At 70.9% G+C, this 24,099-nt stretch carries 19 protein-coding genes; 4 read left to right on the top strand and 15 right to left on the bottom strand.

What is annotated here, in order from left to right; translation table 11 throughout:
• Positions 1–116: 116 nt before the first annotated feature.
• Positions 117–812, top strand: a complete 696-nt coding sequence (locus tag ACNQOV_RS06250) for a TetR family transcriptional regulator C-terminal domain-containing protein (RefSeq protein ID WP_148286804.1) — start codon at positions 117–119, stop codon at positions 810–812.
• A gap of 72 nt (positions 813–884) precedes the next feature.
• Here the strand turns inward: ACNQOV_RS06250 and ACNQOV_RS06245 are convergent, their stop codons facing one another.
• From ACNQOV_RS06245 to ACNQOV_RS06220, 6 genes are all read right to left on the bottom strand, one after another.
• Positions 885–2,111, bottom strand: a complete 1,227-nt coding sequence (locus ACNQOV_RS06245) for an ABC transporter permease (protein WP_416393816.1) — start codon at positions 2,109–2,111, stop codon at positions 885–887.
• A complete protein-coding gene (locus tag ACNQOV_RS06240) occupies positions 2,108–3,055 on the bottom strand; it encodes an ABC transporter ATP-binding protein (protein WP_416393815.1) in 948 nt (315 codons plus the stop codon). Before ACNQOV_RS06240 ends, ACNQOV_RS06245 begins: the two co-directional genes overlap by 4 nt.
• Positions 3,056–3,273: 218 nt before the next feature.
• Entirely contained in the window at positions 3,274–4,944 is a 1,671-nt protein-coding gene (locus tag ACNQOV_RS06235; protein ID WP_416393814.1) for a glycoside hydrolase family 13 protein, read from the bottom strand.
• Between the two features lie 62 nt (positions 4,945–5,006).
• Positions 5,007–5,912 (bottom strand): carbohydrate ABC transporter permease, encoded by a 906-nt coding sequence (locus ACNQOV_RS06230; protein WP_022905243.1) that lies wholly within the window; start codon positions 5,910–5,912, stop codon positions 5,007–5,009.
• On the bottom strand, positions 5,912–6,871 hold the full coding sequence (locus ACNQOV_RS06225) for a carbohydrate ABC transporter permease (RefSeq protein ID WP_402269048.1): 960 nt from the start codon (positions 6,869–6,871) through the stop codon (positions 5,912–5,914). Before ACNQOV_RS06225 ends, ACNQOV_RS06230 begins: the two co-directional genes overlap by 1 nt.
• Before the next feature lie 10 nt (positions 6,872–6,881).
• Positions 6,882–8,180 carry an ABC transporter substrate-binding protein gene (locus tag ACNQOV_RS06220; RefSeq protein ID WP_416393813.1) on the bottom strand — a complete coding sequence of 433 codons (1,299 nt, stop codon included), beginning with the start codon at positions 8,178–8,180 and terminating at the stop codon, positions 6,882–6,884.
• A gap of 133 nt (positions 8,181–8,313) precedes the next feature.
• Here ACNQOV_RS06220 and ACNQOV_RS06215 point away from each other — a divergent pair, with 133 nt between their 5' ends.
• Genes ACNQOV_RS06215 through ACNQOV_RS06205 form a run of 3 tightly spaced genes read left to right on the top strand, consistent with a single transcriptional unit; the run spans position 8,314 to position 10,850 of the window.
• Positions 8,314–9,489, top strand: a complete 1,176-nt coding sequence (locus tag ACNQOV_RS06215; protein WP_416393812.1) for an ROK family protein — start codon at positions 8,314–8,316, stop codon at positions 9,487–9,489.
• Between the two features lie 43 nt (positions 9,490–9,532).
• Entirely contained in the window at positions 9,533–10,072 is a 540-nt protein-coding gene (locus ACNQOV_RS06210) for an RNA polymerase sigma factor (RefSeq protein WP_402269054.1), read from the top strand.
• Positions 10,062–10,850, top strand: a complete 789-nt coding sequence (locus ACNQOV_RS06205; RefSeq protein ID WP_416393811.1) for a hypothetical protein — start codon at positions 10,062–10,064, stop codon at positions 10,848–10,850. The genes ACNQOV_RS06210 and ACNQOV_RS06205 overlap by 11 nt, the downstream gene beginning before the upstream one ends.
• Before the next feature lie 66 nt (positions 10,851–10,916).
• On the opposite strand, the gene ACNQOV_RS06200 is transcribed toward ACNQOV_RS06205, so the two are convergent.
• The 9 genes from ACNQOV_RS06200 to ACNQOV_RS06160 form a co-directional block, all read right to left on the bottom strand.
• On the bottom strand, positions 10,917–11,408 hold the full coding sequence (locus ACNQOV_RS06200) for a hypothetical protein (RefSeq protein WP_416393810.1): 492 nt from the start codon (positions 11,406–11,408) through the stop codon (positions 10,917–10,919).
• A gap of 156 nt (positions 11,409–11,564) precedes the next feature.
• Entirely contained in the window at positions 11,565–12,758 is a 1,194-nt protein-coding gene (locus ACNQOV_RS06195) for an alpha-hydroxy acid oxidase (protein ID WP_416393892.1), read from the bottom strand.
• A gap of 128 nt (positions 12,759–12,886) precedes the next feature.
• Positions 12,887–14,362, bottom strand: coding sequence for a rhamnulokinase (locus ACNQOV_RS06190; RefSeq protein WP_416393809.1), 1,476 nt, complete (start codon positions 14,360–14,362; stop codon positions 12,887–12,889).
• Between the two features lie 4 nt (positions 14,363–14,366).
• A complete protein-coding gene (locus ACNQOV_RS06185; protein WP_416393808.1) occupies positions 14,367–16,454 on the bottom strand; it encodes a bifunctional aldolase/short-chain dehydrogenase in 2,088 nt (695 codons plus the stop codon).
• A gap of 5 nt (positions 16,455–16,459) precedes the next feature.
• Positions 16,460–17,632 carry an L-rhamnose isomerase gene (rhaI, locus tag ACNQOV_RS06180; RefSeq protein WP_416393806.1) on the bottom strand — a complete coding sequence of 391 codons (1,173 nt, stop codon included), beginning with the start codon at positions 17,630–17,632 and terminating at the stop codon, positions 16,460–16,462.
• A gap of 181 nt (positions 17,633–17,813) precedes the next feature.
• A complete protein-coding gene (locus ACNQOV_RS06175) occupies positions 17,814–20,102 on the bottom strand; it encodes a family 78 glycoside hydrolase catalytic domain (protein ID WP_416393805.1) in 2,289 nt (762 codons plus the stop codon).
• Positions 20,103–20,219: 117 nt separating this feature from the next.
• Positions 20,220–21,104, bottom strand: coding sequence for a carbohydrate ABC transporter permease (locus tag ACNQOV_RS06170; RefSeq protein WP_416393891.1), 885 nt, complete (start codon positions 21,102–21,104; stop codon positions 20,220–20,222).
• Between the two features lie 5 nt (positions 21,105–21,109).
• Positions 21,110–21,964 carry a carbohydrate ABC transporter permease gene (locus ACNQOV_RS06165; protein ID WP_083857841.1) on the bottom strand — a complete coding sequence of 285 codons (855 nt, stop codon included), beginning with the start codon at positions 21,962–21,964 and terminating at the stop codon, positions 21,110–21,112.
• A gap of 80 nt (positions 21,965–22,044) precedes the next feature.
• Positions 22,045–23,370, bottom strand: a complete 1,326-nt coding sequence (locus tag ACNQOV_RS06160; protein ID WP_416393804.1) for an ABC transporter substrate-binding protein — start codon at positions 23,368–23,370, stop codon at positions 22,045–22,047.
• Positions 23,371–24,099 lie beyond the last annotated feature (729 nt).

The following is a 24,099-nucleotide window of genomic DNA, read 5'->3' as shown; positions in this document are numbered from 1 at the left end:
CCGGCCGAGTCCGGCCGTGTCCGGCCGTGTCCGGCCGCGTCCGGCCGTGTCCGGATTGCGCGACGCCCCCCGCACGGGTTGCAGACACCTGTTCGGGATTCCGCTGGGATGGCTGAATGACAGAACTTCACGTGGCGGCTCTCGAGGACGAACAGTCGCTCGCCGAGCGGATCGTCCGTGGCGCCATCCGCGCCTACCGGCTCCACCCGTTCGACCAGGTCGACGCCGCGGTCGTCGCCGAGACCGCCCGGCTCCCGCTCGACGCCGTCGAGCGCGTGTTCCCGACCTGGGACGCCCTGCTCCTCGTGACGTACGACCGCTGGGTCCAGCTCCGCGGCACCCGACGCAGCTGCGCGCCCCGGTGCACCATCGAGTACGTCCGCATGACCCTGGCCGAGGACGTCGCGGATCCGGGGCTCGTCCGCGTCCTCGCAGGTGTCGTCAACATCGCCGGGGCCGAGACGGGCTTCGCCGAACTCTTCCGCAAGCGCTACGACGACTACGTCGCCCAGCTCGCGGCCGGACTCCAGCGCGACTTCGACGCCGACGTCGAGCAGTCGGCGATCCCGGCGGACCAGGCGGCCACCCAGCTCGTGGCGCTCTACCAGGGGCTGCAGATCCAGATGCTCGTCCGCCCGTACATCGACGTCCTCGTCGAGTACGACCGAGCGGTCCGGACGCTGCGCCGCGGATGGCAGGAGCGTGAGGTCCCCGCGTGGGACCTCGAGGACTCGCAGGCGACGGTCGTACCCATGCGGCCGGCCGTGACCGTGCTCTCGTCGTCGGCCCGAGTCGCCCAGACGTCGGCCTGAGCCGTCCCGTCGTCGGCCTGAGCCGTCCCGTCGTCCGCCTGAGCGGCTCCGGTGGCCTCCCGCCGCCGGTGCTCAGCGTGCCGGTCGGCCCCGTCGCCGCCACGATGCGATCTGCCGGAGCGTCACCTTCGACCCGTACTGGGCGACCGAGTGCCGGAACAGGTACTCGGCGAACCACAGCAGCACCGCCGCGACCACGAACACCTCGACGATGCAGACCACCGACTCGGCGACGGTGAGCGAGCCGACCGCGTTCCGGACCATCGCGGTGATCGGCGTGAACGTCGGGAAGTACGTGAAGAACGACGCGACCGGCGACGTCGGCGTCGTCATCACGAAGAACGCCGCGTAGAGCGGGATGATCAGCGAGAAGATCGCCACCGACTGCAGCGCCGAGGCGTCCTTGATCGACGGCACCGCAGCGCCGACGACGACGAAGAGGGCCGAGGCGAGCAGGACCCCGCCGACCAGGAGCAGCGCACCGACCACCATCCGCCAGGGGTCGATCGCCAGTCCGCCGAGCCGTGACGCCACGAGGGGGAGCGCGACGAGCAGCCCGATCAACCCCGGGACCACGAAGACCCCCACCTGGACGAACCCGACGAGCAGCATCGCGATGACCTTGCCGCGGATGAGGTCCCCGGCGGTCACGGTGGTCAGGATCATCTCGGAGATGCGGTTCTCCTTCTCCTCGACCACCACCGTCACCATGCGGGTCGCGAGCAGGATGACGAGTCCGAAGAACGCCGCGACGTAGAGGAACGGCGGCACGATCGACAACCACCCGGGGGCGACCGCACCGTCGGCGTAGGTCGTCAGATCGGTGGCCGGTGGGTTGCGCAGGAGCTCGACGGACTCCGGGTCGTCGACGGCCTGGGCGACGCTCTGCTCGAGCACCCGCTCGGCCAGCGACGAGTACCCGCCGTTGCCGAAGAGCCCGCGGTCGGCGCCCTCCACACGGATCGGCGAGGTCGACGGGGATGCCGGGAAGGTGATGAACGCGTCGAGGGAGCCCGCGCGCACCGCGGCCCGGTCAGCAGCGGGGTCGGTCGAGGGCGATCCGCCCCACCGCGCCGCCACACGTTCGGACACCAGCCCCGACTCGTCGACGTACCGGAACGGCGTCTTCGTGGCGGACGAACTCGACACGACCGAGTCGGTGCCGGCGCTCTGCCCGACCCCGACGAGCAGGGAGACGACGACGATGACGACCGGCAGCGCGAGCGTGCCGATCCAGAATGCGGGCTTCTTCACCGCACGGACGAACTCGAACCGGATCACGGTCCCCAGGCGGCTCACGCGGCCGCTCCGGCCCGCGCGGCCTCGGCAGCGGCGTCGGAGCCCGCGTCGTGGCCGTACACCTGGACGAAGATCTCGTCGAGCGGGATGCGGCGCATCTCGAACCCGGTGACGTGCACGCCGGCCGAGACGAGCGACGCGAGCACGTCCGAGCCGTCCGCCGCCGCAGCGGGGGTCGGCACGAGGTAGGCGATGTGCCCCTCGTGCCGGGCGAGCCGGTAGAGCGGCGACGGCGGGACGGGGCCGTCGAGTCCCACCCGGGCGACCGCGCCGCCGAAGGCGTCCTGCACGTCCGGGATGGTGCCGTAGGCCGCCGCGGTGCCGTCCTTCAGGAGGAGGATGCGATCGCAGAGCCGTTCGACCTCGTCCATGTGGTGGGTCACGAGGACGACCGTCGCGCCGTCGGCCTTCCGCTCGTCGACGAGGTCGAGGAGCAGCCGGCGGTTCACCGGGTCGAGGCCCTTGGTCGGCTCGTCGAGGATGAGCAGCCGCGGCCGGTCCATGATCGTGATGCCGAGCTGCACCTTCTGCTGCTGCCCGCCGGAGAGCTTGTCCACGCGGAGCTTCGCGCGGTCGGCCAGCCCGACGCGGGCGAGGTAGTCCATGCTCCACGCGGTCGCCTCCGGGCCGCGCAGGCCGCGGAGCCGCCCGAAGTACGTCATCACGTCGATGACGGACTCCTTGCGGTAGAGCCCGCGTTCCTCGGGCAGGTAGCCGATGCCGCCGGTCGCGGGCCGGTAGGGCTCGCCGTCGATCGTCAGCGTGCCGGCGGTCGGCGTGGTGATGCCGAGCAGGGCACGGATGGTGGTCGTCTTGCCGGAGCCGTTGCTGCCGAGCAGGCCGAAGGTCTCACCGGGGGCGATGTCGAACGACAGGCCGTCGACCACGTTCCGGTCCCCGAACCGCATCACGAAGTCCCGCACGCTGATGGTCGCCCCGCTCATGCGGCGACCCTACCGGTCGTTCCTTCCCAGAACAGTCGCGATGGGATGCGGAAACGGGCGTACCTGGTCGAACAAGACGACCAGGTACGCCCGATTCCGCCAGGTACGCCTGAGACCGCCCGGCGGGCTGCCGGACGACGAACGCTGTCGCGACCGGCCGACGGACTGGAGGCGCGGTGCCTGACCGCACCGCGCCTCCCGTCCGTCACCTGGTTCCGTCAGGAACGCAACCAGGCCGTCCCCACACCCGACAGTGCGCCGTCTGCCACCGGCGCGGAGGCGAGCAGCAGCTCGCCGGCAGGGAGGTCGTAGGGCTCGTCGCCGAACACCGTCACGCTCGTCCACCCGTTCGGGCGACGGAACGCGAGGACGTCGTCGCGGCCGGTCTCGAGCCACTCGAGGTGCTCCTCGGACTGCAGCTGCCCACGCAGGCCGAGCGCCTTCCGGTAGAGGTGCAGCGTCGAGTCCGGGTCGGCGTCCTCCGCCTCGACCGACACCTCGCCGAACCAGGCCGGCTGCGGCAGGTGCGACCCACCGGCACCGAAGCCGAAGCTCTCACCCGAGCGGGTCCACGGGAGCGGCACGCGGCAGCCGTCGCGGCCCACGTCGACGCCCGGGTTCCGGAAGAACGCGGGGTCCTGGCGGTCGGCGTCGGGGATGTCGCCGACCTCCTGCAGCCCGAGCTCCTCGCCCTGGTACAGGTACGCCGAACCGGGCAGCGCGAGCTCGAGGAGCGTCGCCGCGGTGGCACGGCGCAGGCCGAGCGCGCGGTCGAGCGCGTCCTGCGAACCGCCGGCGAGCAGCCACGCCGAGCCCTGCTTCTCCTCCGCACCGTTGCGGGCGGGGAGCGCGTAGCGGGTGGCGTGCCGGACGACGTCGTGGTTCGAGAAGACCCACGTGGTCGACGAGCCGGACTGCTCGGCGAGACCGAGGTTGAACTCGATGATGCTGCGGAACTGGCCGGCGTCGAAGTCGGCCTCGAGCAGGTCGAAGTTGAACGCCTGCCCGAGCCCCTCGGCGCTGGCGTACCGGGCGCGGCGGTCGGCGGCGACCCACGCCTCGGCGACCGCGGTCCGTGCGGGCGTGTACTCGTCGAAGACCTTCCGCCACTCGGCGTAGATCTCGTGCACGTCGTCGCGGTCCCACAGGATGTGCGAGCCGTCCTTCGGGGACGCGAGGACCTCGGCCCAGCTGGGGAGTTCCCCGTCCGGCAGGTCCTTCGCGAGCCCGTGCGCCACGTCGATGCGGAACCCGTCCACGCCGCGGTCGGACCAGAAGCGCAGGGTGTGCAGGAAGTCCTCGCGGACCTCGCGGTTCGCCCAGTTCAGGTCGGGCTGCTCCTTCGCGAAGTTGTGCAGGTACCACTGGCCGTCGCCGACCGCGGTCCACGCCGGGCCGCCGAAGATCGACACCCAGTCCGCGGGGGCCTGTTCTCCGGACGGTCCGGTGCCGTCGCGGAACACGTAGCGGTCGCGTGCCGGGCTGCCCTTCGGGGACGCCAGCGCCTCACGGAACCACGCGTGCCGGTCGCTCGTGTGGTTCGGCACCACGTCGACGATGACCCGGATGCCGGCGCCGTGCAGCGCCGCGACCATCGCGTCGAAGTCGTCGAGCGTGCCGAGCCGCGGGTCGACGTCGCGGTAGTCGTCGACGTCGTAGCCGCCGTCGGCGAGGGCGGACGGGTAGAACGGGCTGAGCCAGACGGCCTCGATGCCGAGCGACGCCAGGTACGGCACCTTCGCGGTGATGCCGGGGAGGTCGCCGATGCCGTCGCCGTTCGCGTCGGCGAACGACCGCGGGTAGATCTGGTAGACGCTCGCCTGGCGCCACCAGGTCTCGTCGGTGGCGGTCGGTGCGGGCCGGACTCCTGGTTCGAGCACGTCGGTCATGGGGTGGGGGTCCTCTCGGGTCGGTGTGGGCGCGGCTGCGGGCGCGTGCGTGGCGGGGCTCGTCACTTGATGGCTCCCTGCGTGACCCCGGCCATCACCCAGCGCTGCGTGAACAGGTAGACGATGATCGCCGGTGCCATCGCCATGAGGTACGAGGCGAACGACACGTTGTAGTTGTTGCTGAACTGCGTCTGGAACATCTGCTGGAGCACCGGCAGGGTCTGCAGCGCCGGGTTCGAGGTGATCAGCGACGGCATCACGAAGTCGTTCCACGAGGCGAGGAACGCGAAGATGCCGACCGTGGCGCTCATCGGTGCCAGCAGCGGGAACACGAGCCGCCAGAACACCTGGCCGGTGCTCGCGCCGTCGATCCTGGCGCTCTCCTCGAGCTCCGCGGGGATCGAGCGGAGGAACGCGGTGAACAGCAGCACGCTGAACGACAGCTGGAACATGACGTGCAGGATCGCGACGCCGATCGGGTTGTCCAGGTGGGCCAAGCCGGTGAGCTTCACCTGCGAGAGCGCGAGCACCGGGAACGGCAGGAACATCGCGGCGAGCAGGTAGAAGAACGACCAGCGGAACAGCCGGCGCTCCCAGTTCCGTGCGATCGCGTACGCCGTGAACGACGCCAGCAGGATCGTGCCGACGACCGTGATCGCGGCGATGAGGACGGAGACGCCGAACGCCCGCGGGAAGTCCGTGAGCTCCCAGGCCTGCACGAAGCCGTCGACGCTGAACGGCGCCGGCAGCGAGAACGCGTTGCCGTCGACCGCCTGGCTCGTCGTCTTGAAGGCCATCGTGATCGTCACGTAGAGCGGCACGAGCACGGACAGGGCGCAGAGGACGAGGACGACCGTGACCGGCCAGTTGAAGCGCTCGCCGCGGCGGCCGGCGTTCCGGTCGGCGTCGACGGAGCGGATCGTGCCGGTGGCGGTGGTCCCCGGCTGGAGGGGTGCCTGGATGGTCATCAGAGCGCTGCCTTCCCGCGGGTCGCCCGCAGCTGGATCACGGCGATGACCACCGCGATGACGAAGAAGATCGTCGCGTTCGCCATCTGGTAGGCGTAGTCGCCGCCGTTGAAGCCCTTGAAGATCGACATCGCGACGCTGGTGGTCGAGGTGCCGGGGCCGCCGTCGGTGAGGCCGACGATGATGTCGTACGAGTTCAGGAAGTTCTTGAACCCGATGACGAGGTTGATGAGGATGTAGCCCGCGGTGAGCGGCGCCGTGATCGACACGAGCTGCCGCCAGGCGCTCGCGCCGTCGAGGGCCGACGCCTCGTACACCTCGGCCGGGATCGAGAGCACGCCGGCGATGTAGATGAGCAGCGTCGACGGGATCGCCTGCCAGGCGGTCACGACGACGACCGCGACCCAGGCCAGGTCCGGGTTCGCGAGGATGCTCTGTTCGAGCGGGGCGAAGCCGAGCGTGGTCGCGAGCGCCGGCAGGCTGTTCGCGAACAGGAACGAGAACACGTAGGCGATGACGATGCCCGAGATCACCATGGGCAGGACGAACACGGCGCGGAGCGCGATCTTGCCGCGGATCTTCGAGGTCAGGGCGATCGCGAGCAGGAACGCGACCGCGTTCACGACGAGGACCGTGACGAGCGAGAACCCGATCGTGAACAGGTACGCCTGCAGGATCGCCGGGTCGCTGAACACGGCGACGTAGTTCGTCAGGCCGATGAACCGGAAGTCACCGAACCCGACGGAGTCGGTGAAGCTCAGCACGATGCCCATCACGGCGGGGAGCGTGATCGCCAGCGTGAAGAGCAGGAGGGTGGGGATCAGGAAGACGAGGAAGAGCGGGTCGGTCCGGCTGCGCTTCGTGCGCCCGGCGCCTCGTCCGGCCTGGAGGCGCGGTGCGGCTCCGCCCCGTCGGCGGCTGCCCGCCGTCGTGACGGATTCTGTGGTCGTGGTGGCCAAGGTCGTCTCCTTACGCGGCCGTGCGGAGCGCGAGACGCGCCCAGTCGCCGTCGAGGGTGCGGAGTTGGGGAGCGGGGGCACCGCCGAAGGCGATGGACTGCAGGTAGTTCGCCACCGGGATCTCGGCGGGGATCAGCTGCGAGGCACCCAGGTAGAAGTTCGCCTGGTCGTACGAGTCCTGCATGCCGCGGAGCGCCGGGTTCGACGCCGGCGGCGAGTCCTTCCGGACGCCGAAACCGTTGTTGTCGGCGTTGTACTCGTCGCTCACGGCGGGGCTCATCAGGAACGACAGGAACTCGCGCGCCGCCTCCTTCTTGCGGGACGCCTCCGGGATCCAGAGGCCCAGGTCGACGTTCACGCGCACCTTGTTGTCGGCGGCGTCGTCGGTCGCCGGGAACGGGAACGTGCCGAGCTCGATGTCCTTGTTCGACTTCGCGATCTCGCCGAGCGCCCACGGCCCCTGCAGGTACATCGCGGCCTTCCCCTGCGCGAACGCGAGGTTGCCGTCGCCGTACCCGCGGCTCGCCGCGCCCTTCTGGTGCCACCGCAGGAGGTCCACCATGCGGTCGACCGGTGCGGCGAAGTCCTTCTCGAACGAGACGCTCGAACCCGAGCCGACCTTCGTGCCCTCGCGGTCGAGTGCCGCGAAGGTCTGCTGCAGGTCGAGCATCCCGCCCACCGAGTAGTCGAACATGCCCTGGGCGATCGTCCAGTTGTCCTTGTACGTGCCGTACATCGGCGTGATGCCGGCCTTGGTGAGCCGTTCGCAGACGTCGCGGAACTCGCTCCACGTGGTCGGCACGTCGATGCCCTGGTCGGCGAAGATCTGCTTGTTGTAGATCACCGACGCCGCGGTCACCGAGTACGGCAGCACGCTCGTCCGACCCGGGTAGTCCGCGGTCTGCTTCATGAGCGGCCACAGGTCGGGGTTGATCGTGTCCTTCTCCGGCAGGTCCGACAGGTCCGAGAGGGCGCCGTGCTCGACGAACGAGACCATCGCGTAGTTGTAGTTCAGGCAGCCGAGGTCCGGCGGTCGGTTCCGGACGAAGTTGGCGGACATGTTCGACGTCGAGTCGCGGATGACGCGGATCTTCGACTGGCTGTCGTGGAACTTGGCGATGACCTCGTCGAAGTAGCCGATGACCTCGGGCTTCGACACGTAGAAGGTGATCGTCTCGGGGCGGCTGCTCGAGGAACCGAGCGGGGCACAGCCGGCGAGCGCCAGGCCCGCACCGATGCCGCCCGCCCCGAGCAGGAACCCGCGGCGGCTGAGCGCGGCGGCGTTCCTGGTGGTGGCGTGTGTCTGCACGTCGTCTCCGTCCGTCCGGACCCGGCGTCCCTGCCGTTCCGGTTCGCGGTCCGGCTCCGGTGCCGCCCGCACGACTTAATCTAGCGAGAAAATCTAATTCCGCAAGGAACTGGTTCCGCGGTAGTGTGCGGACATGCCGCCACCCCGTGGAACGAGCGCAGAGACGCTGCTCGCGTACGCCTTCTCGGTGCGGGCGTTCACCGCGACCGAGGCGATCGACGCCACAGGGCTGACCCGCTCCACCGTCCTGGCCGCGTGCGAGGAACTCGTCCGCCTCGGCTGGGTCCGCGAGCTCGACGACGCCCGCGCCGCGGGGGAGTACCGCATCGGCCGGCCGGCCCGTCGGTACGAGCTCGACACCACCGCCGGCGTCGTGCTCGGGATCGACGCCGGGCAGCACCGCGTCACCGTGCTCGTGGCCGACGTGCGCGGCACGGTGCTCGGTCGCGCCGAAGGGACCCTCGGTGACTCCGGTCTCGACGTGCCGGTCCGGCTCGGGGTCGTGGGTGAGACCGTCGCGGCCGCACTCCTCGACGCCCGGGTCGACCACGACCGGGTCCTCGTCTCGGTCGTCGGCATCCCCGCGCCCGTGGACGCCGGCGGTGCGTCCCCCGGCGACGGCGGGTTCTGGGACCGGATGAACCCGGGCTTCGCCGATGCCGTCCCGGGGCACCTGGTCGTGGTCGAGAACGACGCGAACCTCGCCGCGCTCGCCGAACGGCCGTCCTCGGGCGACGCCTCGTTCGCGGCGCTGCTCTCCGGCGAGCGGTTCGGCAGCGGGCTCGTCGTCGACGGCGTCCTGCTCCGCGGTGCCCACGGCGGCGCGGGGGAGATGCGCGTGCTCGACCTCGTCGATGGCGTCGGCTCGTCCGACGGCATCGGCGCCACCGCACGTCGACTCGTCGCCGAGGCGCTCGCCGCGGATGCGGTCCCGGCGGACAGCCCCCTCACGGCGGACGCCGATCCCGCTGTCCTCTTCCGCGCGGCACGGGCCGGCGACCCCGTCGCCCTCGACATCGTCGACCGCCTGGGGGACCGGCTGGCGCGGGTCTGCGTCCTGCTCGTGAGCCTGCTCGACATCGACCGCGTCGTCGTGGCCGGCGCCATCGCCGAACCCGCCGCCGCCGTCATCGAGCGGGCACGCGTCTGGCTCGACGGCGCGGGGTTCGACCCCGTCCCCGAGATCGTCGCGTCGACGCTCGGCGCCGACGTCGTGGTGATCGGCGCCGTGGCGCACGCGGTCGACGCGGTCCGGGCGGCGCCGCTGTCGTTCGCGCTCACGACACGCCCGGCGGCCGCCGTGCTGTGACGATCGGACCGGTCCGGACACTGCTGGGGTGAAGGGGGTGGTCATGGACCGATCACGAGAACCGGACGCCGCACTGGTCCGGGCAGCGGGGAACGGCGACCGGGCAGCGGGCGTCGCGCTCTTCGACCGCTACGTGGCGACGGTGACCCGGTACGCCTGGGCGCTCGTCCCGTCGCGCCAGGACGTCGAGGAGGTCGTCCAGGACACGTTCGTGACGCTCTGGCGACGGGCGGGCACCGTCGAGCTCCCCGACGAGTCGATCCTGCCGTGGCTGCTCGTGGTGAGCCGGAACCACGCGGCGAACCTCCGCCGCAGTCACCGCAGGCACCAGGGCGACGACCTGCCGGACGACCTGCCGGCTCCGGTGGAGGACGACGACGCCCGTGACCGGCTGCGCTGGGTCAGGGCGGAGATCGACGCACTGTCGCCGATCGACCGACAGGTGTGCGAGCTGTGCCTCATCGACGGTCGTTCGTACGCCGAAGCCGCGATCGCGCTCGGGCTGAGCGTCGGAGCGGTCCGACAGCGGGTCGCGCGATCGCGGGCCCGGATCAGGAAGGCGGTGACGCACGATGAGCTCTGAACCCCCGGTCGGAGACGACCTGCAACAGATGATCGTCGGGATGCGCGAGCGTTTCGTCGCCCACCTCGACGCCGAACCCCGTCGTGCCTCCGTCCGCAAGCGTGTCGGGATCGCCGTCGCCGTCCTGGCGCTGCTCGGTGTCGGCACCGCCAGTGGAGCGGTCGCGCTCGGGATGATCCCGAGTCCGATCCCCGCGCCGCCGGCTCCGAGCGCCTCGGGTCCGGCAGCCGTGCCGCCGCCGGCCCGGACCGCGTCGTCGGCTCCCATCCGGCCGACCACGGAGCCCTCCGCACCGGCGTCCGCGGGCGGTGCGGCATCGATCCCGGGCTCGTGCGCGGCGGCGGTCCCGGCGGGTGACGCCGCGCGGTTGTTCGGGTCGCTCCGGGCCGAGCAGATCCGCCCCGTCGCGCCGGGCGAGACCGCTCCGCCCTACTGGGTCGACCCCGAGGAACCGTTCGTCGCCGACGCCGCCCTCGTCTGCCGGTGGTCCGCGACCGGCAGCACGGAGGAGGTCGACAACCTCTTCCTCGCGATGGGTTCGACCTCCGGGGCGACCCTCGACGAACGGCTCGGTGCGGACGAACGGGCGGGTTGGACGTGCACCGACCGGCTCGGTGGGCGGGCCTGTCAGCACAGCGAGTCGTCGGACCACTACGGCGACCGGTTGGAGACCACCCACACGTTCTTCGTCCGGGGGGACACGTGGATCTCGGTGACGCAGACCAACACGCCGACGGACGGGCTGCTCGACGTGCTGGTCCGCCAGACGTGGCGGTGAGACGGAGACGGCCGGGCGGTGCTGACAGCGTCGAGGACCGCCGGCATCCGCTCGGGCGCCGGCCGGTCAGCCGGCGTCGTCCGCGCTGATCGTCACCGGCAGGCTCGCGCCGGACCCCTCGCCGTCGTGGCTGCTCACGTCGAGGACGGCGTCACCGACCGGCAGGTCGTCGGGCAGGTCGAAGCGCCCGGCGACCGTGAACTGCTCGCCCGTCGGGGTCGGACGTCCGAGCAGCACCGGGTCGCCGGTCGACGCGGGCGTGATGGTCACCGTGACGTCGTCGGACGCGCGGAACGTGCCACCGGTGTCCTCGCAGTCGCGGTAGAGCCAGTCGACGTGCAGGTCGACCGTGCCGCCGGGGCGCAGGTCCGAGTCGCCGAGGTCGATCGAGGTCCCGGCGCAGGATGCGGCGGCCCCGTCCTGCGCGCCGCATCCCGAGAGCACCCCGCCGGCCAGCAGCACCACGACCATCCCCGTCACCGCACGACCCCACCGCATGTGGTCATCCGACCACGGCTGACCGGCCGACGAGGTCACGATCTCGTTGCGTCCGGGCACCCGCTCCGACCCTCGCTGACCCCGCTGGCACGACACCTGCGCCGAACCACGAATCCGACGTCGAACCAGCGGTAGCGCCCGGTTCGACGTCGGATTCGTGGTTCGACATCCACAACGGCCACGTCGGACGGACCGCCGGCCTGACCGCCGCGCCGGTCAGGCCCGCGGGACCGGGATCAACCGCTGCAACTGCGTCACGTGGCCCGGTTCGAGTTCGTCGAGCGACGCCACCCCGAGCAGCCGCATCGTGCGCTCGATCTGCTCGGACAGGATCTGGATCATCCGGTCGACCCCGGCCTCGCCGCCGGCCATCAGGCCGTACAGGTACGCCCGCCCGACCATCGTGAACCGCGCCCCGAGGGCCACGGCGGCGACGATGTCCGCGCCGGACATGATGCCCGTGTCGAGGTGCACCTCGGTGTCCATGCCGACTTCCTTGACCACGGAGGGGAGCAGGTGGAACGGGACGGGCGCGCGGTCGAGCTGCCGGCCGCCGTGGTTGGACAGCGTGATCCCGTCGACGCCCATCGACGCCAGGCGCTTCGCGTCCGCCAGGGACTGCACGCCCTTGACGACGACCTTGCCCTTCCACTGCGACCGGATCCACTCCAGGTCCTCGTACGTGACGGTCGGGTCGAACATGTGGTCGAGCAGCTCCCCGACGGTGCCCGACCAGCGGTCCAGGGACGCGAACGCGAGCGGCTCCGTGGTCAGGAAGTCGAACCACCACCACGGCCGGGGGATCGCGTTCAGCACGGTGCGGGCGCTCAGCTGCGGCGGGATGGAGAACCCGTTGCGCTTGTCCCGCAGGCGGGCCCCGGCGACCGGGACGTCGACCGTGACGAGCAGCGTGTCGAACCCGGCCTTCTCGGCGCGGGAGACCAGCGCCATGGACTTCTCGCGGTCCTTCCACATGTAGAGCTGGAACCAGTTCCGCCCGTGCGGGTTCGCGTCGCGGACGTCCTCGATCGCGGTGGTGCCCATCGTCGAGAGCGAGAACGGGATGCCCGCGCGTCCCGCGGCCCGGGCCCCGGCGCGCTCGCCCTCGGTTTGCATCATCCGAGTGAAGCCGGTCGGGGCGATGCCGAACGGGTACGCGGTGGGCGCGCCGAGCACGTCCCGCGTCGTGGAGACCCGTGACACGTCGCGCAGGATCGCCGGGGTGAACTCGATGTCCTCGAACGCCTGGCGGGCGCGGGCGAGGGAGATCTCGGCCTCGGCGGCGCCCTCGGTGTAGTCGAACGCGGCCTTCGGCGTGCGCCGGGCGGCGATGTCGCGCAGGTCCCAGATCGTCAACGCCGACTCGAGGCGCTGCCGCCGCCCCGGCAGCGAGGGCTTCTTGAACTGCATGAGCGGCGCGAGGTCGCGCACCGTCGGCAGCTGGCGCTTGATCGGTGTCCGCCGGTTCGACGGCGTCCCGGGGGTCGCCGCGGGGGCTCCCGTCGCGGGGTCGACTCGGTGCTGGTCGTCGATCGAGGTCATACAGACATCCTACGTCTCGGAGGGGATTGTGGGGTGGTGCGGGCGGATCGCGGGGAGTACCGCACCGGGTCGACGGATCGGGCGACCATCGCGCGCAGGGCCTCGAGCGACGCCCCACCGAGACCGCCGAGCCCGACCGCCCGCGCTTGGACCAGGACGTTGCCGAGGGCGGTGGCCTCGACGGGGCCCGCCAGGACCGGGAGCCCGGTGCGGTCGGCCGTCAGCTGGCAGAGCAACCGGTTCTGCGATCCACCGCCGACGATGTGCACCTGTCGGATGTCTTTTCCGGTGATGCTGCGGATCGTGTCGAGCGTGTCCGCGTACGCGGTGGCCAGGGACTCGAGGATCGACCGCACGGTCTCGGCCCGCGACGCGGGCGCGGCGAGCCCGTGGTCGCCGCACCAGGCGGCGATCCGTGCCGGCATGTCGCCCGGCGCGGTGAACACGTCGTCCGCGACGTCGAAGACGGGGACCGGGGCGGTGACGGCCGCGGCGGCGGCGAGGAGCGCCTCCAGGTCGACGGCGTCGCCACCTCGCTCCCAGGTGCGCACGCTCTCGGAGAGCAACCACAGTCCGGACACGTTCTTCAGGAACCGGACGCGGCCGTCGACGCCGCCCTCGTTGGTGCAGTTGGCCTCGCGCGCCGCGTCCGACAGGACGGGCGCGTCGAGCTCGACGCCGACGAGCGACCAGGTGCCGGACGAGATGTACGCGAAGTCCGGATCCGTGGCGGGTACGGCCACGACGGCCGAGGCCGTGTCGTGGGACCCGACGAGCGTGACCGGCGCGGTGCCGCCGACAGCGTCGGCGACGGCGGGCAGCAGCGGACCGAGTCGGTCGCCCGGGTCGCGCAGCGTGGGCAGGAGCCCGCTCGGGAGGCCCGCAGCAGCCCGCAACGCCGGATCCCACCCACGGGTGGTCGCGTTCAGGAGCCCGGTCGTCGAGGCGTTCGTCCGCTCGGCCGCCTCGATGCCGGTCAGCCAGTACCCGAGGAGGTCCGGCACGAGCAGCGCGCGCTGCGCGAGGCGCAGGGACGGGTCGGCGGCGAACTGGAAGAGGGTGTTGAACGGCAGGTGCTGCAGGCCGTTCCGGGCGTACAGCGCGGTGGCGTCCAGCCGCTCGTGCACCGGTGCGACGCCCTGCTCGTGCCGTGCGTCGCGGTAGTGGGACGGCAGCCCGAGCAGCCGACCGCCGCGCAGGAGGCCGTAGTCCACCGCCCACGAGTCGATGCCGATGCTCGCGATCGCCGGGTGCGCGGCGAACGCCCGCCGGAGTCCCTCGGTCACCTGCCGGTACAGCTCGACGACGTCCCAGTGCAGGGCCTCGCGGTCGTGCTCGTGCAGGGTGACGGGACCGTTCGGGAACCGGGCGACGTGCTCCATCCGGACGCCGGTGGTGTCGACGTGCCCGAGGATCACCCGGCCGCTCGTCGCGCCGAGGTCGACCGCGGCGACGGTGCCACTGTTCGTCATGTGACTACCTCAGGAACGCCGCGGCGACGCCGGCGTCGACGGGCACGTGCAGTCCGGTCGTGTGCGAGAAGTCGTCGGTGCAGATGGCGTAGACGGCGTTCGCGACGTTCTCGGGCACGACCTCGCGCTTCAGGATCGTGCGCTGCGCGTAGAACTTCCCGAGGTCCTGCTCGTCGATGCCGTACGTCTTCGCCCGGTTGGCACCCCAGCCCGACGCGAAGATGCCCGAGCCGCGGACGACGCCGTCGGGGTTGATGCCGTTGACGCGGATGCCGTGCTCGCCGAGCTCGGCCGCGAGCAGCCGGACCTGGTGCGCCTGGTCGGCCTTGGTGGCGGAGTAGGCGATGTTGTTCGGGCCGGCGAACACCGAGTTCTTCGACGAGATGTACACGATGTCGCCGCCGAGGCCCTGCTCGATGAGGACCTTCGCGGCGGCCTTGGACACCAGGAACGATCCCTTCGCCATGACGTCGTGCTGCAGGTCCCAGTCCTGCTCGGTGGTCTCGAGCAGGCTCTTGCTCAGCGAGAGTCCGGCGTTGTTGACGACGAGGTCGAGGCCGCCGAAGTGCAGGAGGGTTTGCTGGATCGCCCGCTCGATGTCCGCGGAGCTCGTCACGTTCGCCGCGACGCCGATGGCCTGGTCCGGGCCACCGATCTCGGCGGCCGCTTCCTGGGCCTTCGTCAGGTCGAGATCCGCGATCACGACCGCCGCGCCCTCGGCCGCCAGGCGCTTCGCGATGGCCTTGCCGATGCCGCTCGCGGCACCGGTCACGAGCGCGATCCGGGTGCTCAGCTTCGCCGGGGCGGGCATGCGCTGCAGCTTGGCCTCCTCCAGTGCCCAGTACTCGATGCGGAACTTCTCGGCCTCGTCGATCGGGGCGTAGGAGCTGAGGGACTCCGCGCCGCGCATGACGTTGATGGCGTTGACGTAGAACTCGCCGGCGACCCGGGCGGTCTGGGCGTCCTTGCCGTACGAGAACATCCCGACGCCGGGCACGAGCACGATGAGCGGGTCGGCGCCGCGGATCGCGGGGCTGGTCTCGTCGGCGTGGCGGTCGTAGTACGCCTGGTAGTCGGCCCGGTAGGCGTCGTGGAGTTCGTGCAGACGTTCTCGGGTCTCGTCGATGCTCGCGGTGGCAGGCAGGTCGAGGATGAGCGGCTTGACCTTGGTGCGGAGGAAGTGGTCCGGGCAGCTCGTCCCGAGGGCTGCGAGCTCGGGTGCCCGCGACGACGCGAGGAAGTCGAGCACGACGTCACTGTCGGTGAAGCTGCCGACGACGGGCTTGTCGTGCCCGGCGATGCCGCGGATCGTCGGGGCGAGGGCGGCCGCCCGGACGCGGCGGTCGGACTCGGGCAGCGCGTCGAAGCCCGGACGGACGGGGCCGAAGGGCTGGTCCCGGCCGTGCTCGCGGATGAACGCCTCCGCGGTGTCGATGATCCAGCGGGAGTTCGCTTCGGCTTCTCCGGACGAGGAACCCCAGGCGGTGATGCCGTGGCCGCCGAGGATCGTGCCGATCGCCTCGGGGTGCTGCTCCTGGATCGCCGCGATGTCGAGTCCGAGCTGGAACCCCGGCCGGCGCCACGGCACCCACACGACCCTGTCGCCGAAGATCCGCTCGGTCAGCGCCGGGCCGTCCGCAGCGGTCGCGATCGCGATGCCGGCGTCGGGGTGGAGGTGGTCCACGTGCGCGGCGTCGACGAGTGCGTGCATCGCGGTGTCGATCGACGGTGCGGCACCGCCCTTGCCGAACAGGGTGTGGTCGAACGCCGCGACCATCTCGTCCTCGCGGTCGACGCCGGGGTAGACGTTCCGCAACGCGCGGACCCGGTCGACCCGGAGGACCGCGAGGCCCGCCGGGGTGAGGGTGCCGAGGTCACCCCCGGAGCCCTTCACCCACAGCAGCTCCACCGGTTCGCCCGTCACCGGGTCGGTGTCGGTGCCCTTGGCGGAGGTGTTGCCGCCGGCGTAGTTCGTGATCCGCGGATCCGAGCCGAGCGCGTTCGACCGCGCGATGAGCGCCGTGACCGTCTCGTCTGCGGACGTGGCGTGCGGTGCGGGGTCCACCCGTGCCTCCAGTCCTGTGCTTGTCATGGTGTCTACGCGCCCCAGCCGGCCTGCACGCCGCCGACCCGGTCCTCGGCGATCTGCCGCTGGTAGCCGGAGTCGAGGTAGGCGCGCATCGGGTTCGCCGGTAGGCCGCGGGATTCGCGCCACGCGGCGAGGTCCGCCCGGACGTCGGTCTGGTACGCGTCCATGAAGACCTCGTTCGCGCCGAGGACGTCGTGCGCTTCCTGCGCCGCGGTGAGCGCGACGCGGTCGAGCAGCAGCGCCCGGGCCGTCATCTCCTGCACGTTGAGCACGGAGCGGATCTGCCCGGGGATCTTGTCCTCGATGTTGTGGCACTGGTCGAGCATGAAGGCGACGTCCGGGTTGTCGTACCCGCCGCCGCGGATGACCTCGACCAGGATGCGGAACAGCTGGAACGGGTCCGCCGCACCGACGATGAGGTCGTCGTCGGCGTAGAAGCGCGAGTTGAAGTCGAACGACCCGAGCTTCCCGAGCCGGAGCAGCTGCATGACGATGAACTCGATGTTCGTGCCGGGGGCGTGGTGCCCGGTGTCGAGGCAGACCATCGCCTTGTCGCCGAGCGCCGCCGTCTGCACGTAGCTCGTGCCCCAGTCCGGGACGTCGGTGTGGTAGAACGACGGCTCGAAGAACTTGTACTCGAGCACGAGGCGCTGGTCCGGACCGAGCCGGTCGTAGATCGTCGACAGGCTCTCGTGCAGGCGGTCCTGCCGACTGCGCATGTCCTCCTGCCCGGGGTAGTTCGAGCCCTCGGCGAGCCAGATCTTCAGGTCGCGGCTGCCGGTGGCGTCCATCACGTCGATGCAGCGCAGGTGGTGGTCGATCGCCTTCTGCCGGATCGTCTCGTCGACGTGGGTCAGGGCGCCGAACTTGTAGTCGTCGTCCTGGAACGTGTTCGAGTTGACCGTGCCGAGGGCGACGCCGTGCTCCTCAGCGTGGCGCTTCAGGTCGGCGAAGTCGTCGACGAGGTCCCACGGGATGTGGAGTGCGACGGTCGGCGCGAGACCGGTGTACCGGTGGACCTGTGCGGCGTCGGCGATCTTCTCGTAGGGGTCGCGCGGGGTGCCCGGCGTCCCGAACACCTTGAAGCGGGTGCCGGAGTTGCCGAACGCCCAGCTGGGCAGCTCGATCGCCTGGCGCGCGAGCTGGTCGGCGATGCCGGCGAAGGTCGGGGTCGATGTCATCGTGCACTTCCTCGTGGCTGATTGAATCGTTTCATACGGTACGGCCTGCGCGGGGTTCGCGCAAGCCGCGGTGAGCGACGAACCACGATTCCGACATCGAACCGGCCGGTGCGGCTGGTTCGACGTCGGGAACGTGGTTCGACACGGGGCGGAGCGGGACCGCCGCGCCCCGTGCCCATCACTACGCGGCCGGCACGGCAGCGGACGCACGCAGCTCGTGCGTGCCCGCCGACACCCGCTGGTCTTCGACGCCCGGCAACCGGACCACGGCCGTGACGCCCTCCGGCACCGTGACCCGCACGAGGAGCTCCCCGTCGACGAGCTCCCACCGCACCGCGACGTGCCCGTGCACCGTGTCGAGCGAGGTCGACGCCCACGTCAGGCCACCGCCCGGCTGCGGCGCGACGAGCACCGACGCGTAGCCGGGCTCGAGCGGCGCGAGTCCGCCCACCACCCGGTGCATCCAGTCGGCCACGGCACCCAGGGCGTAGTGGTTGAACGAGGTCATCTGCCCCGGGTTGATGGTGCCGTCCGGCAGCATCGAGTCCCACCGCTCCCACACCGTCGTCGCGCCCATCGTCACCGGGTACAGCCACGAGGGGCACTCGGTCTGCAGCAGCAGCCGGTACGCGTCGTCGACGTGTCCGGTCTGCGTCAGCGCGTCGGTGATGAACGGCGTCCCGGCGAAGCCCGTCGAGATCCGGTAGCCGGACCGCTCGACGAGCGCAGACAGACGGTCGCCGGCCGAGGCCCGCTCCTGCTCGGTCAGGATCCCGAAGACGATCGCCAGCGTGTAGACGGTCGTGCAGTCGGACAGGATCCGACCGTCGTCCTGCAGGTAGTGGGTCCGGAAGCCGGCCTGGAGGCGCGACGCGAGTTCCCGGAACTCGCTCGCTTCCGCCTCGTGGCCCCCCAGGAGCACGGCCGCGTCCGCCGCGATGGTGGCGGACCGGTAGGCGCAGATCGTCGCGACGACGCCCTTGTCGGCCTTCGCCGCCGCGGGGTCCTCCGGCGGGGCGTCCGGGTCCAGCCAGTCGCCGAACTGGAACACGGTGTCCCACAGGTCCTCGGGGGAGAGGTGGTCGCGGATCCGCCGGAGGTGTGCGGCCATCGACGGGAACTGCTCCTCGAGCACCGCGGTGTCGCCGTACGCCTGGTAGAGCGTCCACGGCACCCAGACCCCGGCGTCCGACCAGACGGCGGTGGCGTCGGGCGTGCCGAAGTCCTCGGCGGGGGAGTACTTCAGCACGTCCGGGACGACGAACGGGATGACGCCGTCGGCGTGCTGCTGCTCGAGCCAGACGTCCCGGAGCCAGTCGCCGAGGAAGGCCCTCGTGTCGAACAGGTACGACGCCGTCGGGGCGAACGCCGCGATGTCGCCGGTCCACCCGAGGCGTTCGTCGCGCTGCGGGCAGTCCGTCGGCACGCTGAGGAAGTTGCCCTGCATGCCGCGCACCACGTTGTCGTGGAACGTGTTCAGCAGCTCGTGGCTCGACGCGAAGGTGCCCGTCCTCGGCAGGTCCGACCCGACCTGCACCGCGGTGAGGGCGGTCCGGAGTTCGTCGAGCGTGCCGGGCCACCCGTCGACCTGGGCGTACCGGAAGCCGTGGAACGTGAAGCGCGGCTCGAAGACGTCCTCGCCGTCCCCGCTGAGGGTGAAGTGGTCGGTGGCCTTCGCGGTGCGCAGGGGGCGCGTGCCGAGCTCGTCGTGCTCGAGGACCTCGGCGTGCTGCAGGGTCAGGACCGTCCCCGCCGGGCCGGACGCGGTCACCCGGACCCAGCCGACCAGGTTCACGCCGAAGTCGACCAGCGTGGCGCCGGCGGGGCTCGTCCAGACCTCGACCGGGGCGATCTCGGCGAGCGGACGCACGGGCGGCACGGTGTCCGCGACGAGTTCGCGCTCCCCGAGGTCCACGGTGTGCACCCCGCTGGCGTGCTCGGGTGCCCCGGGGTGCTTCCACGCGGTGTCGTCGATCCGGGCGTCGACGTCCTCGCCGTCGTAGAGCTGGTCGGCCGTGATCGCGCTCGACAGCGCCTGCCAGTCGGTGTCGGTCGCGATGACCTGCTCGTGGCCGTCGGCGAAGGTGAGGCGGAGTTCGGCGAACCCGGCGACCTCGTCGGCGTACCAGCCGCCGCCACCGCCCCACGCGAGGCGTCCGGCGGCCCAGCCCTTGCCGAGCACGAGCGCGAGGACGGCGGCGCCGCCGGGCTCGGTGCCGGTGAGGTGCGCGGTGACGTCGTGCGAGACGACGCGGACGCGCCACTCGTAGCTCGTCCACCCCGGTTCGAGCAGGTGGTCGGAGACGCGCTGCCCGCCGAGCCACGCCTCGACGACGCCGAGGGCGCTGACGTCGAGCGCCGCGCTCGTCACGGCACCGTGGGCGTCGTCGAGGGTGAACTCACGGCGCAGGATCGGCGCGCTGGCGAGGTCGGCGTCGCTCGCGATGAACGGTGCGGTCCAGTCGGTCATGTGGTGTGTCCTTTCACGCGACCGGTCGTCGTCGACCGGTGCGGGGTCTGGGGTCCGGCAACCCCGCCCGGGTGGGCGGGGTGGCGGAGGCGGGTCGCGCCTCCAGGCCGGTGGGCGTCAGCCCTTGACGGCGCCGCTGGTCATGCCGGCGACGATCTGACGGTTGAAGAAGACGTAGAGGATCAGCGGCGGGATCGTGATGAGCAGCACGTCCGTGAAGAGCAGGTTCAGCTGACTGACCGACTGGCTCTGGAACGCGTAGAGGGTCTGCTGCACCGTGGCGTTCTCGGAGCCGGGCAGGAAGTACAGCGGGTTGGCGAAGTCGTTGAACACGGCCACCGACTGCACGAGCACGACCGTGATGATGACGGGCTTGAGCAGCGGCAGGACGACCCCGAAGAACAGGCGGATCGGACCGGCGCCGTCGAGCACCGCGGCCTCGTCGAGCTCCTTCGGGATCGTCGCGACGAAGGCCCGGAAGAGCAGGATGCAGAACGACAGGCCGAAGGTCGCCTCGATGAGGATCATCCCGCCCATCGTCTTGAACAGGTTGAGTCCCTGCAGGACCCAGATCGTCGGGACGATCGCGGGCGGGACGATGAGGCCGGCGAGCACGAAGAAGCTGATCACGCCGTTCCACCTGCTCGGACGACGCTGCAGCACGTAGCCGACCATGGCGGAGAAGACCACCATGATGACGACACTGCCGACGGTGAGGACGGCACTGTTCAGGAACGCCCGGACGATCCCGCTCTCCCCGGTGGCGAACACGGCCTGCAGGTTCTGCCACAGCTGCCACTGGGTCGGCAGCGTGAAGCCGAGCTGGTTCGCCTCGGCCGGGCTCTTCGCGGCCTGCAGGAAGACGAAGACGAACGGCACGAGGAACACGACGAAGCTGACGACGATCGCGATGATGCCGATGACCCACTTGCGGGTCGTCTGGCGGTTCCGTCGGCGGGCGACGGGGTTCGGTGCGGAGCCGGTGCGCCGGCTGGTGGTGATCGCGGTCACAGGTCCGCCTCCTTGCGGTTGAGCAGCCACGAGATGGGCACCATGATCGCGGTCACGACGACGAACAACACGACGTTGCCCGCGGTCGACAACCCGTAGAACCCGGCCTGGTACTGCTTGTAGATCACACTCGCGATGACGTCGCTCGTGAACCCGGGGCCGCCGCCGGTCATCGCCCAGATGAGGTCGAACGACCGCAGGCCGCCGATGAGCGACAGGATGATGACCGTCCCCATCGCCGGACGCGACAGCGGCAGCGTGATGTTCCGGAAGATCGACCACGAGCTCGCGCCGTCGACCCGGGCGGCCTCGAAGTACTCCTGCGGGATCGCCACGATGCCCGCGATGAAGATGAGCGTGGCGATGCCGACGCCCTTCCAGACGTCCACCGCGGCGACGCTCCAGAGGGCGAGGGCCGGGTCGGTCAGCCACCCGGGGGTGGGGAGGCCGACCGCGCCGAGCGCGCCGTTGATGATGCCGTGGAAGGGGTCCATCAGCGCCTTGAACGTGATGCCGATGCCGATGGTCGACACCAGCACGGGGAAGAACACCACCGCTCGGAGGTAGCCGCGCCCGAGCACCGGGCTCGTGAGGAGCAGGGCGAGGGCGAGTCCGAGGACCACCTTCGCCGCGCTCGTCACGAACCCGTACTCGAACGTGTGCACGAACCCGGAGACGAGCTGCGGGTCCTGGAAGAACCGGACGAAGTTGTCGAAGCCGATGAAGGTCTGGTCGAACAGCGTCCAGCGGGTGAGCGAGAAGTAGAACCCCGCGAAGGTCGGGACCGCGAAGAACACGACGTACAGCGCGATCGCCGGGATGAAGAACCACGCCGGGTAGAACGAGCGCATGCGTCGGCGTGCCGGTCCGGGGCCCGCCTTCGTGGTCTCGGGCGGGGCGACCGCCGTCGTGAGCGTCGCGGTCACGCCGGTCACCAGCCCTTCAGTCCGAGCTGCTGCGCCTGCTGCACGACGTCCTGGTCGTACTGCTTCGCACCGACGGCCGCGCTGGAGATCCCGGAGCCGACCTGCACGCAGATCTTCTCGAGGTTCGGGCCCTTGATCGGCGAGAGGAACTCGAGCGCCGGCGTGGCCTTGCCGTCGTCGATGTACTTCTGCAGGTCGCTCAGCATCGGCGGCACCGAGCTCGGCAGGGTGCAGGTGGAGATCACGTACGGGCCACCGGGGGTGCCGGTGTCGTTCTGCACCTTGCAGCCCTCGGACGAGTTCGCGAAGGCGACGAACTTCTTCGCGGCCGCGAGCTTGTCGCCCGTGGTCGTCTTGGGGATGTAGAGGCCGTTCGGCTCCCAGATGGTGAGGTTCGTGTCGTCGGCGTTCTGCGCGGGGAGGGCGAAGGCGCCGATGTCGTCGACGGCGTCCGGGTTGTCCTGCTGCAGCGTCGAGATGGCGTTGGTGAGCATCGGGTACTGCGCCCCGGTGCCCTCGGCGAGCATCTTCAGACCGTTCGCCTGGGTGGCGGAGGCGAAGTCCTTGTTGACCAGGCCCTTGTCCTGCACCTCGGCCAGGTGCTCGAAGCCCGCGAGGGCCGGCTCCTTGGCGTAGGACTCCTTGTTCTTCGTGTACTGCGTCGCCCAGTTGCTCTGCTGCGCGGTGATGTTCGCGAAGTCGCCGAGCACGAAGAGCTGGCTCGTCCAGGTGTCGCCGTAGGTCTGGATGATCGGGGCGACCTTGCCGGCGTCCTTGATCTTCTCGCTGTTGCTGATGAACTCGTCCCAGGTGGTGGGGACGCTCAGGCCGAGGTCCTCGTAGACCTTCTTGTTGTACATCACGGCGCCGCCGAAGCTCGTGCCGAACGGGGCGCCGTACATGCCCTTGTCGGTGCTCACCACCTTGACGAACTGCTTGTCGACGTCCTTCGCCCAGCTCTCCTTCGACAGGTCGACGAGGGTGTTGTCGGGGTTCAGGGCCTGCAGCAGCGAGCCGGAGTTGTAGTTGAAGACGTCGTCCATCTCGCCGGTCGACAGCTGGGTCTTGACCAGGTTGTCGCCGTCGGTGCCCTGCGGCTTCGTGTCCACCTTGACGGTGATGTCCGGGTTGGCCTTCTCGAATGCCGATACGAGTGCCTTGGTGGTCACCGCGGTGGCGGTGGAGTTGTCGACCAGGTAGCTGATCTGCACCTTGCCGCCGCTGCTGCCGGTGTCGGCCGAGCCGCCGGACGAACAGGCGGCCAGGCTGCCGATGAGGACCGTGGCGCCGCCGATGGCGAGCAACCTGGTGGTCAGGGAACGAGCTGACATTCCTTACCTCCTCGTAAGGCCGGGGCGGGGTACCCCGGGTGAAACGGTGCCGGTCGCCGCGCCGGTGCGGCTTCCGGTGGTGCTGTTTAGAACGTTTCAATCGGAATGGAACCATGCGGATTGAAGCGTGTCAATCACCGATTCGGTTTCGTTACGCACGGACGGACCCCGTGCCCGGTGCGATGGCCAGGAGGCGCGGCCCGGCCCCGGCGGGCAGGCGTGCGGGCGGGGTGGTGGCGCGAGACTCGGCTCGGCGGACTGTTTCGCGGCTGCGGACCCGCGAGGGTGTCCGCCCACGCGAGACTCGGGGTGCCGGGGCTGCGCGATGGTGGGGCTCGCGGGGTTTCGCGCTGGCCGACACTTCACGGGGCCGCGGGCGCGTGAGGTGTCGCTCAGCGCGAAACGCGCGCGCGGGGTGGCTGCGCGAGACTCGGCTCGGCGGACTGTTTCGCGGCTGCGGGCCCGCGAGGGTGTCCGCCCACGCGAGACTCGGGGTGCGCCGGGGCCGCCCAGGGGCGGGGCTCGCGGGGTTTCGCGCTGGCCGACACTTCACGGGGTCGCCGGCGCGTGAGGTGTCGCTCAGCGCGAAACGCGCGCGCGGAGTGGCTGCGCGAGACTCGGCTCGGCGGACTGTTTCGCGGCTGCGGGCCCGCGAACGTGTCCGCCCACGCGAGACTCGGGACCGCGACGGCCGCGACGGCCGCGACGGCCGCGACAGCCGCCCGGCGC

The organism is Curtobacterium sp. LFS084 (genome assembly GCF_047977705.1).
GTDB lineage: Bacteria > Actinomycetota > Actinomycetes > Actinomycetales > Microbacteriaceae > Curtobacterium.
The sequence above is the reverse complement of the archived record's forward strand: the minus strand, read 5'-3'. Positions and strand labels throughout refer to the sequence as shown.